The 11,214-nt window shown below is 36.9% G+C and carries 10 protein-coding genes; 1 reads left to right on the top strand and 9 read right to left on the bottom strand.

Features of this window, described 5'->3' with window-relative positions; translation table 11 throughout:
• Positions 1–82: 82 nt before the first annotated feature.
• Positions 83–964, bottom strand: a complete 882-nt coding sequence (locus tag O3793_RS04800; protein ID WP_371446057.1) for a DMT family transporter — start codon at positions 962–964, stop codon at positions 83–85.
• A 164-nt stretch (positions 965–1,128) separates the two neighbouring features.
• Here O3793_RS04800 and O3793_RS04795 point away from each other — a divergent pair, with 164 nt between their 5' ends.
• Positions 1,129–1,668 (top strand): TetR/AcrR family transcriptional regulator, encoded by a 540-nt coding sequence (locus O3793_RS04795; RefSeq protein ID WP_371446055.1) that lies wholly within the window; start codon positions 1,129–1,131, stop codon positions 1,666–1,668.
• Between the two features lie 74 nt (positions 1,669–1,742).
• On the opposite strand, the gene O3793_RS04790 is transcribed toward O3793_RS04795, so the two are convergent.
• The 8 genes from O3793_RS04790 to guaA form a co-directional block, all read right to left on the bottom strand.
• Positions 1,743–2,879 (bottom strand): acyl-CoA dehydrogenase family protein, encoded by a 1,137-nt coding sequence (locus O3793_RS04790; RefSeq protein ID WP_371446053.1) that lies wholly within the window; start codon positions 2,877–2,879, stop codon positions 1,743–1,745.
• A 99-nt stretch (positions 2,880–2,978) separates the two neighbouring features.
• The gene (locus tag O3793_RS04785; protein ID WP_371446051.1) at positions 2,979–5,123 is read right to left on the bottom strand and encodes a P-loop NTPase fold protein; all 2,145 of its coding nucleotides are present in this window, start codon (positions 5,121–5,123) and stop codon (positions 2,979–2,981) included.
• A gap of 144 nt (positions 5,124–5,267) precedes the next feature.
• Positions 5,268–5,597 (bottom strand): hypothetical protein, encoded by a 330-nt coding sequence (locus O3793_RS04780; RefSeq protein WP_371446049.1) that lies wholly within the window; start codon positions 5,595–5,597, stop codon positions 5,268–5,270.
• Positions 5,598–5,731: 134 nt separating this feature from the next.
• A complete protein-coding gene (locus O3793_RS04775; RefSeq protein ID WP_371446048.1) occupies positions 5,732–6,298 on the bottom strand; it encodes a GrpB family protein in 567 nt (188 codons plus the stop codon).
• Between the two features lie 1,208 nt (positions 6,299–7,506).
• Positions 7,507–7,737 (bottom strand): hypothetical protein, encoded by a 231-nt coding sequence (locus O3793_RS04770; protein WP_371446046.1) that lies wholly within the window; start codon positions 7,735–7,737, stop codon positions 7,507–7,509.
• A gap of 176 nt (positions 7,738–7,913) precedes the next feature.
• Positions 7,914–8,699, bottom strand: a complete 786-nt coding sequence (locus O3793_RS04765; protein ID WP_371446044.1) for an aminoglycoside adenylyltransferase domain-containing protein — start codon at positions 8,697–8,699, stop codon at positions 7,914–7,916.
• A gap of 44 nt (positions 8,700–8,743) precedes the next feature.
• On the bottom strand, positions 8,744–9,277 hold the full coding sequence (locus tag O3793_RS04760) for a hypothetical protein (protein ID WP_371446043.1): 534 nt from the start codon (positions 9,275–9,277) through the stop codon (positions 8,744–8,746).
• A 152-nt stretch (positions 9,278–9,429) separates the two neighbouring features.
• On the bottom strand, positions 9,430–10,983 hold the full coding sequence (gene guaA / locus O3793_RS04755) for a glutamine-hydrolyzing GMP synthase (RefSeq protein ID WP_371446041.1): 1,554 nt from the start codon (positions 10,981–10,983) through the stop codon (positions 9,430–9,432).
• Between the last annotated feature and the right edge of the window lie 231 nt (positions 10,984–11,214).

The raw sequence follows: 11,214 nt of genomic DNA, 5'->3' as shown, positions 1-11,214 counted from the left end.
GTAACTTATATGTTACATTTTGTTTGTTCAACTATAAAAATAAGCTCGCCTGCACTACGCAAGCGAGCTTTTCTACTATATTTTACTCTTCAATACCATCATGAGAAGAATACCATGCTCCTACTGCCATCAACATTAGTGCAATAAAATAAGTAACTTCTGGCATCTGACCAAAAATTAGAATAGACAGGAAAGATGCAATGAATGGAGAAACAGCATAATAAGCGCTGGTTCTTGCCGCCCCAAGAAGGCGTTGAGCATGGACATAAAAATAAATACTTAGTCCATAAGACACAATTCCTAAAGCCATAACCGCAATGACGCTCCAAAGATTCATCAATCTCTCACCAAGCACTAAACCAATTACGATAGAGCCAATTCCAGAAAATATTCCCTTTAACAAGACAATCTCTAACGGATCACAGGAAGAAAGTTTTCTGGTGCAATTATTTTCCAATCCCCAGAAAACAGCAGCCAATAATACAAATAAAGAACCATAGGAAAACTCTAGACTCGAAAAATCTTCAAAAGACAAGATAACACTAGAAAAGGTTACGAAAAGAATTCCTATCCATAACCGTTTACTGATACGTTCTTTAAAAACTACTAACGCAATCAGCGCAGTCGCAACAATCTCAAAATTATTTAACAAAGAGGCATTCGCAGCAGTTGTTGCGCTTAGCCCTATCAACAAACAGATTGGCGCTGCTATATCTAATAAAATCATAGCAACCGTATACGGCAATTCGGCTTTACTGAGATGAATCTCAGTGATTTCAGCTTGTCTCACTCTTCTTAAAACTGCAATCAAGCTCATTCCAATACCTGCACCTAAATATAAAAATCCTGCCATTAATGTGGGCGGCATTTCATTTAATAATACTTTTGAAAAAGGAGAACTCACCGCATATAGTACTGCAGCAAGTATCGCCATGATTATCCCCTTCCGCATCTCTTGTTTCATATACTCACCCCTTGAAATCTAATAATAAATACTGTATATTTTGTACACTATCGAACACTTTGTATCGTAATTATATAGAATTATAATTTTTCAAAACAACAGTCATTTTAGTATTTCTGTAAGATAACGAACATTTTTAATAAATTGTACGGAGGATTCTTCCTATGGATCGACGACAACAAAAATCACGAAAAGCTATTTTTGAAGCTTTTAGTCTTCTTTTAGAAAAGAAGCGTTACAGTAAAATTACTGTGCAAGACATTATCGATACCGCTAATGTTGGACGGAGCACTTTTTACGCACACTTCGAGACAAAAGACGAATTATTAAACGCTATTTGCGAAGAGATTTTTGACCATATCTTCGAAAGTCTTCACACTGACGATTCATGCACTTTAAAGGATCGAAACAGCGCATTATCCAATAAACTCTCTCATCTATTATGGCATCTACGAGAGCAAAAAAATAAGATTAGCGCATTTCTGATTGATGAAAACAGTGAACTCTTTTTAAGATACTTTAAGCAACACTTAACCATTCTTTTTGCTGATTTTTCTAACAGCGCAAATAAATCCATCCCTAAGGCGTTCGTCACTAATCATTATGTGACGAGTTTTGCGGAAACTGTCAAATGGTGGTCGAGTAACGGAATGTCTCTTCCTCCAGAAGTGGTTGTTGAGTATTATATGCAATTAATTCGTTAATCCTTTCGCTATTTCTTTCGACAAATAAGCTCGCCTGCACTACGCAAGCGAGCTTTTCTACTATATAAATGAAATTATTGGATCGGTCCTAAGAGAATATTTGCCCACGCATCATGTAATGACTCTTGGTCACTTGGTTGGAACAAGCCAGCCAACACATCGCGGTATAAGCGAGATAATTCTGTACGGTTGAAGTATGAACTACCACCACATGCACGGACGATTTCTTCCACGGCTTTCTTCGATACTTCTACTGAACGGTTCTTAATAGAAGATAAACGAGGCAACCAGATGAAGCTGTATTCCGTGCTTGATTCAAGTGTGTCGCTCAACTCGTTAATTTGCGGTTGAATGCCGTCGAGCATAATCGCCGCTTCCGCAATTCTCCAGCGAATGTTTTTGTCGTTAGCATAAGGCGCATCATTCGATACAGAGTGACGAGTTTTCACCGTTTCTACTCCGATTTCTAGCGCACGTTTCCCGATACCGAAGTACGTTGCCGCCAGTAAAATCTCAAAGTACGCGAAAATACCGAACACCACTGGGTCGAAGCTTGGTCCAGGAGCGACTTTCGTTAAGATTTGCTCTTCTGCCGCGAAGATGCCTTTTAACTCCACGCTGTTTGATTGCGTCGCACGCATGCCCATTGTATCCCAGTCGTCTTTTACGATAAACGTTTCTTGGTCAGGCGTTAAATACGCGAATACTGACAATGGTGACTCACCTGTATTATCTTGTCCAAATGAAACCAACTTATCGCAATATTTACCCATAGATAAGAAGACTTTCTTGCCGTAGAAACGATACGCGCCGCCACCCTCAGGACGAGCCTCAGAAATCGAACCGAATAACACACGGTCATTCGAAGGTTCAGAAATCCCAAACGCTAACAACTTGCCTTCTGCAGCATCGCGAAGGATTTGTTCTCCCTTCTTGTTGCCAAAACGAACCATGTGCTTGCCAAGGCCGACAATAATCTGGTGCATGTTCACCCCAAGCGCAGTCCCTGGAGCTGCCATCGCAAGACGTGTTTGTTCTTGCGCAATTTCTTTTAATGAGAGACCGAATCCGCCGTACTCTTTTGGCACGAACGCCTTCAAGTATCCCGCTTCTTTTAACGCTGCATAGTCTTCCGCAGGCCACGCATTCTCTTTATCATAACGCGGTGCACGCTCATGAATTTCTTGTAATAACTCTTCCGATAAAAACATAAAAAACCTCCTTAATGGTGTACATCGTTAGTATACGATTAGGGAGGCTTATATAGCAAACGGCATGACTGGGAAAACCAATCATGTCGTTTCATTATATTAATCTTTTTCTTCCCACTCTTTTACGAGTGCTTCTGCAGCTTCTATATTTGCATGATATTCATCCTTGGCCTCATAGTTTAAAACAAACGAAGCAAGTTTAATTTTCTCTATCTTACTGAATGAATTTAATTCTGTTTTATTCAATCCTTTTATAAGGTTATATACATTTTCATCTGAAATATACTCGGAAAACTCTTTTAGACTATAACCCCAGCCTTTTCCCCTTGTTCCGTTCCATTCTCCAGCCAATGTACACAAAAATTTTAATTTATAAATTTTATCTGTTAATTTCTCACTTATAAATTCTCTAAAACTATTCTCATCAAAAGACTTCCATAGATAACAAGCTATTCTCATATCAATTATTTCCAAGAAGTCGCCCTCTTCTGCAACATTTTGAATTCTATCTAAAAATATTTTTTCAATCTCTAATAAATGTTCTAAGCTTATTATTTGATCTTCCTTCTTTTCATTTTCTCCAGCTAATCTACCATAAGCAAGTTCTATAGTATTGATTAGGACACCTAGTTGCCCTAATCCTTTAGCCTCAACATTATTAACTGCATACTGGATTACTTCAAACCTTTCATTCTCATTTTCTATACGTTTTAAAATAGCCTCTGCTAAATAATTTGCCTTATCTTTAGCGGCTATCGGCATTAACCACGATTCTTTTCTTCCACTATAATTCCCTTGGAAGCTTAGAAGTGTTTTGGCCATAACTTTTAATCGTTCTTTCGGAATGCTATCTACCAACGAATGTAATTCTTCTAGTAAATAATAAATTTCTCCCACATCATTAATATAAGTTAAAGTTTCTTCCATTTCTTTTTTGCTAAAAGAATAAGCAAATGCACTAACAATTGTACGAGAAACTTTAATATCATCTAAATCAAATATAAAATATAAATCAAATCTCTCAATATTAGCCATTCTCATGTTTTTTCGTATATCTGTAGCATTATCATCATAACGGTTTTCTTTAACACTTCTTGCAAACACAGGAAATAAGGTAGATAGAGCTAATATCGCTTTTTCTGAATTAATCCCTAATTCATTAAATTCTTTAGTATACATATCTCTAGGCTCTATATGTTTACCATCGTTCGTTACAAATCCTTTTTTCCCTATTTCACAAAGCTCATCTTTATGACTACCTACCCACCTATATAACTTTGGTTCTAAAACCTCTAAAATTGTAATTGCCAGCATATCCTCAAAACAAGTTTCTTCATGTAAATATCCAAATCTAAATTGGAAAATATTTATTATCTTATTCACATCTCTCAACGTGCCAATATATGGTTCAACACAATTTTCAAATACTCTTCTCCAATATTCTTTATGGATAATGATGTCTTCAGAATATGATTCTAGAACAGAATCTAACTTACCAAATAAAACATTTTCCAATTTTATTTTTCTCAACTTAGGAACTTCCATAGGAATTTGAATGATTTTATCTAAATATTCATGTCCATTAATCTGGGGCTCATGATTTAAAGCATCGCAAACTATATCTCTATCCATAGAGAGTAAATATACAATATTAGGAAAATTAGCCACTTGCTTTACCAATTGGAAAATATCTCTAATCTGTTTATGCGTAAGACGATCTATATCGTCAATTACAACAATAATTTTATTGTTAATTTTCCCTAATTCTTTTTTTAGCTCTTCTCGGGTTTCTTCCAAAGATGGGGGACTCCATAAAAATTCTAGATACACTCCTAAGAGCTTTTGTAGAAGAGCACTTATAATACCTTTTACTATAGGTTTATTCGAAATATCTTTAATTGATCTTTTGTATTTGAAAAAAGCCTTCTTCAAAGATTTTTTATCTTGAGCATTTCTACTATCAAGAATTGATTGACCTAACTCAATAAAAAATAAATTTATCAAATCACTATGAGAAGAATAATTCCAAGGAGAAAAATGTACAATAATCTTGTCATTCAAGTTTTCTAAAATCATATTTATTATAGACGTCTTTCCTATTCCCCATTTTCCAAAAAGGCCAATCACTATCGAATCAGTACCCTTATATTTATCGACAGCTTCCGCTAAATTCTTAGAAAAACTCTTTCTCCCTAATAAATCTTCCGTTGAATTTTGAATTGGCTTATCTGTGTTAAATTGCATGTATATCCTCCTTTTAAACAAAAACTATACATTAATTTTACTAATCATGATGGACATAATCAATCTCGCTTTTTATATATTTTCTATACAAAAAAGCTTAGAAATACGCAATTTCTAAGCTTTCTTAATTTATTTTGACCTTACTTATCCCTCAACCCTCTTCGGCAAGTACGGTTCGAATTCTTTTCGTAAGGCTTCCAGCGTTAGGCCATATGGAATAGCAATGTCATCAATTGGTACGAGGATTTTTTCTAACTCCGCTTCGCCCTGCTCATCTAAATAATCAACCATTTTTCTTCGAAGTGATAGTAGCTCCTGCACAACGTTCTCTTTTCTAAAGGTGATGGCTAGAGAATACGCGTTATTGTCGCTATCCTCTCTGGCTCCTGAGCGTTCTGCGATATACAGAATTTTCTCCATTAAATACATCATCTCATAGAAATCTTGCTTCTTGATTTCAATCTTTTCGTTCATGACCTCTACTCCCTTCAATTACGGTCTCTCAACCACATAATAAAGGCTCCGGAACTAAAATTCCAGAGCCTTTGCCATTATTTCTTTATCAAACATTATCTATCCTAATCTCTTCTTACAAACGAGAAATTTGGTTAGTATCTTTTCCCATATAAACTTTTTGCTAAATTTGTATATTTTCTTATAAAATCTGTTTTTGCCTCAGTATATCCATCTCTATCATGTTCAAATTTTTTCCAAAGCGATAGTTTTAAGACTTCATATTCTTTGCCTATTTCCTTATGCTCATTCAAATAATCTCTAAAATACAGTTCATCATTATCTCCGACAATTCTAATATGAAGATGGAATACTCTTTCTGCAAATCCTTGTTCTGTGTAGCCTTTGTTTAATGTAATGCGGGCTTCAGTCATATTCATACATAGCCAACCCTTGTTTATTAGAGTATTTTTAACAAAATCTAAATCCGCTTTGTCGTTTACTTCAACTAATATATCCACAATATTTTTCGCCCATATTCCTGATATAGCCGTGCTTCCGATATGAGATATTCTTTTTGTGCTTTTACTCGGCAATGCTGATAATATTGATTTTCTTTCTTCTTCATACCATTTTGTCCACTCTTTATTATGTTTGACTAAAAATATCGGAAACAGTTGCCAAAGCTCTTTTAAACTCATTTGCTCGAATTTTTTATTCATATCTAACCTCTACAATTCTAATTTATTATTTTTACATCATCTCATAGAAATCTTGCTTCTGGATTTCAATCTTTTTGTCCATGCCAACTACTCCCTTCAAATACAGTCTCTCAATCCCAATAATAAAGGCTCCAGAACTAAAATTCCAGAGCCTATTCCATTTATTTTTAAAAGTTAGCTTGCTAAACTAGGTTTTCTTCCTACTGAAATAAATTGGTCCGTTAATAAGGAAAGCTGTCGGAATTGCCATATAGTTATATTCACCTTTTGTATAATAAACGGCATAGAATACGGTAACTCCTATAATTATACTTGAAATAAGATATTTGAAGATACGATTCATTACACTCATCTCCAGTCTATACTCTATTCAATCTTTTTGCTTAAAAACTTATCGAAATAGCCCTTGTTTAAAAATAGAGACAACGTCCCAAAAACGAAGAACATGAATATAAATCTAAGCTCGCGATTCCATTGATTGAATCCAAGAAATAGGTCAAGAAACACGGCCAAGACTACATAACATAAATAACCAAAGAGAAACACTTTAATACCGCTTAATTGTCTCATTTTAATCTTCTCCTTACTTTTTTTAGCAATTTTCCTCTATTTAATTATTTTTCTTTAATCAAGTCTGTCATATCATTATTTATCTTTTTTTATAAAACTGATAACACCAACAACTAAGATGATTGCTAAAGAAACCATCCCTACGAAAATATATGTTCCAAGATCCATTAATTTCGCCTCCCTGTTATTTTTTGATTCTATTATTCAACACAAATACTTTATTTAAATTCTATCAAGTTTGCACCTTAATAATTAACCGCTTTCATTTGCTTATATTATACTGCGCCTTTTTGCGAATTACTAGATTAGAGTTAACATTATTCTTAAAAATTTGGTACGAAATTGGTTCTGTTTTATAAATCAAAAGACCGTAACGAAGTCGTTACGGTCTCATTTTTGCTTATTTTTAAAGCTAGCTTACTAAACTAGGTTTTCTTCCTACTGAAATAAATTGGTACGTTAAGAATGAACGCTATCAGTACCGCCATATAGTTATATTCACCTTTTGTATAATAAACGGCAAAAAATACGGTAATCCCCATAATTATACTTGCAATAAGATATTTGAAGATACGATTCATTTCATTCATCTCCGCAACTTCAATTTTTCATTCTGCAGAAGGTTCCAAAACTGGGATTTATATATCAAATTCCTGTATTCTAATAGAGTTGCCATAAATATCTGTAATCTCACTTTTTTCTTCATCTGTAAGATCATCAATAAATATGTACCATTCATTGGGATACCCACCAACAAATTGCATTTTAGGCATTTCTTTTTGCTCCGGTTCTGTAGCCCTTAGACACAATCTATTGTCGCCCCAAAATCGTGTAAGTGCTAATCGTTGCTTCTTGTATATAATATCCATACTTTTTATCTCCCACAAATTTCAACACTTTCATAACAGCAACATATTTGCTTCTGCTACTCGCACTCCCCTAACTAAACCTGTGTCTTAAACATTTTAGTTAGGTTTTTCTGTTACGATTTGACTTCATTTGGTTTCAGCTGTCCATATCACACGGACTGTATCAGCTAATGTTATCAAATTGTTATCACTTGAGTGTTATCACACTTGCCTTTTTCACTTGCAATTTTTTCCACCATATATTTGGCATAATCCCTTGCAAGATTCGTATCATAAGATATAATTCTATCCTCTGCATATTCTATCAAGGCATCTTGTATCAGACTATGATATATTTCATGAACATTGTTCAACGCCCATTCGCCGCCCTCTTTCTTGGAAAGGACAAGCCCGTCCTTAATATATGCAAGCACTCTTGCCAGATTCAATATAATATACATTGGATTATCTGTGATTTCCTCTTCTGCTTCAGCAATATCATTCCAGATAGAGTCAATGTAATCCTGTACCGGTACGTCAGCAAAAATATCTTTGATAGAAGCACCATATAGACACTTGCCCCTATGATTTATGATTGTAAAATGTGCAGCAAGGTCTTTATCCTCGCCCTTCATTTTCGAAACATAATCATCAAGATTCTTTCCGTACCAATCAAGATGTGCAACAGAAAAATGTAGCTCAAAGGGAGTAGGATAAACAAATGGCTTACAAGCACTTTGTTTTACAACGCTCATTTCAATTCCTTTAGCCGGTCCCTTTTCGTTTAATTCAACCACCATGTCCATAAAGACTCTCTTAACACTATCCTCTATAGAATCCTTCACCACTATGATTAAATCTATATCGCTCTTTGCCGGATTATAACATCCCATGACTGCAGAACCATGTAGATATATTCCAACCAGATTATCCTTTAGTATTTCTTTTGACTGTTCTACAAAACAGTTTAAAACTGTATCCATTTTCCTCACCACATCCCAACAAACGCAATGCTCAAAGATATTCTTCAGCGTTCTCTGTTCTTTACAAACTCATATACCTTTTCTGCCCAGCTCCAGATATCCTTACAATCATTTTCTAAATAAAATATCCTACTCTTCAGCTCGTATGGAACGATTGCTTCAAACGCTTCTTTTTCCGCAGATGGAATTATAATTGTATTTACCCAGTCTGATATTATTACTTCTTCCCTAATCTTTAGCGGTAATACGCCCTCAAATGTCGCATTTGGATGAGTAACAATTTTATCATACTTAAAGAAGAACCTTACTCCAGGAGTGAAATCTACACTTAAATCTGCCTCAATAGGGAAACGCTTCATTTTTCTTTCCATGACTAGTCTGTCTCCGGCCTGGCTATTTCCCCAAGCAAACATTACATAATCAAAATAGTCTTCAGGTTCATTAGCAGCATTTCTATTTTCTTCTTTTAACACTGAAGAAGATACACCTCTCCATTTTGTAAGTGCTTGGAGCGAACCACATTTAAAAATATTAACAGCATTCTCAACAGGTGCAGTATGACAAACATAATCCGTCATACATCCTTTATATTTAGGGCAAGCTATACACTCTGTTATCTTTTCCGGAACATTTACACGTCTACCAGATTCATATATTCTCTTATAATCTTCAATCGCTTTTCAAAATCCTTAGAATCCGCATAAATACTGTATTCTTCAGACTTCGTTAATTATTCCCACTCAATCGTTGCCGGCGGTTTGCTCGTGATGTCGTAGACGACGCGGTTGACGTGGGCTACTTCATTTACGATACGGGCGCTGATGGTTTGCAAGACTTCCCAAGGGATGCGAGCGAAGTCACTCGTCATACCGTCGATACTTGTTACGGCACGGATACCAATCGTGTAGTCGTACGTTCTGCCGTCTCCCATTACCCCAACGCTGCGGATACCTGGAAGAACCGTGAAGTATTGCCATACGTCACGTTCAAGGCCGTTTTTGGCGATTTCTTCGCGTAAGATGGCGTCTGATTCGCGGACGATTTCAAGTTTGTCTTCGGTCACTTCCCCAAGCACACGAATTCCAAGTCCTGGTCCTGGGAATGGTTGGCGCCATACGATTGAGTCTGGCATGCCAAGCGCTGTTCCTAGAGCGCGCACTTCGTCTTTGAAGAGTGTGTTCAGCGGTTCAATCAGTTCGAATTGCATATCCTCTGGAAGTCCCCCTACGTTATGGTGAGACTTGATGGTTTGCGCTGTTTTTGTTCCGGATTCGATGATGTCTGTGTAGAGCGTTCCTTGCGCAAGGAAATCCACGTCTGTGAGTTTTGCCGCTTCGTCATCGAATACGTACACGAACTCATTTCCGATAATCTTCCGTTTTTGTTCAGGGTCGCTTACGCCTTTTAGTTTCGATAGGAAACGTTCCTGAGCGTTCACGCGGATAATATTGAGGCCAAATTTACCAGAAAGGCTCTCCATCACTTGGTCGCCTTCCCCTTTACGAAGCAAGCCGTGGTCTACGAAAATACAGATGAGTTGGTCGCCGATTGCTTTTTGCAAGAGAACCCCAACGACACTTGAGTCTACCCCGCCTGAGAGACCAAGTAATACTTTCTTACGGCCCACTTTTTCGCGAATTTTCGCAATTTCCATTTCAATAAAGCTGTCCATCGACCAGTCGCCTGTCGCTCCACAAATATCGAACACGAAGTTGCGAAGCATGTCATTCCCGTGAATACTGTGGCGCACTTCTGGGTGAAACTGTACGCCGTAAATGCGACGTTCTTGGTTTTCAAAAGCCGCAAATGGCGTGTGCGCGTTCGAAGCCGTCACGCTGAACCCCTCCGGAATCGCAGTAATACGGTCGCCGTGGCTCATGAGTACCTCTTCCTCTTCAGCTAACCCTTTGAAAATGCCTGACGTCGTGTTAAAGACATCGACTTTCGCAGAACCATATTCACGCGTTGTAGACGATTCTACCTTCCCGCCGAACAGATGCGTTGTCAGTTGCATCCCGTAGCAAATCCCAAGCACTGGAATTCCCAATTCAAAAATCGCAGGATCCACGGTAAAAGCATCCTCTGCATAAACGCTATGTGGTCCCCCTGAGAAAATAATCCCTTTTACGTTGCCATGTGCCTTAATTTCTTCGGCTGTAATGTCATTGTGTAGCAACTCGCTGAACACACCGAATTCACGAATACGGCGCGTAATCAACTGATTGTACTGACTACCGAAGTCGAGCACGATAATCTTTTCTAATGAAGTGGTTTGAGCTGTCATAAGAGGCCTCCTTAGTTTTAGTCCTTTTTTATTGTAACAGAAAAGCACGAAAATTACTTTTAAAAAATGAATTTTTTGTTCGGATTTTTTAGGCCCATTTTCCGCGTCACACCAAGCTTTCATTCGGATATATAAATTAGTATATAGAGTGTACACTTACTTAATGCGACCTTCAAAAACATTGCCACATCAACGTTTTTAACTGTTGACATCACGCCCAAAAATTGTGTT

The organism is Granulicatella sp. 20925_1_28 (genome assembly GCF_041433575.1).
GTDB lineage: Bacteria > Bacillota > Bacilli > Lactobacillales > Aerococcaceae > Granulicatella.
The sequence above is the reverse complement of the archived record's forward strand: the minus strand, read 5'-3'. Positions and strand labels throughout refer to the sequence as shown.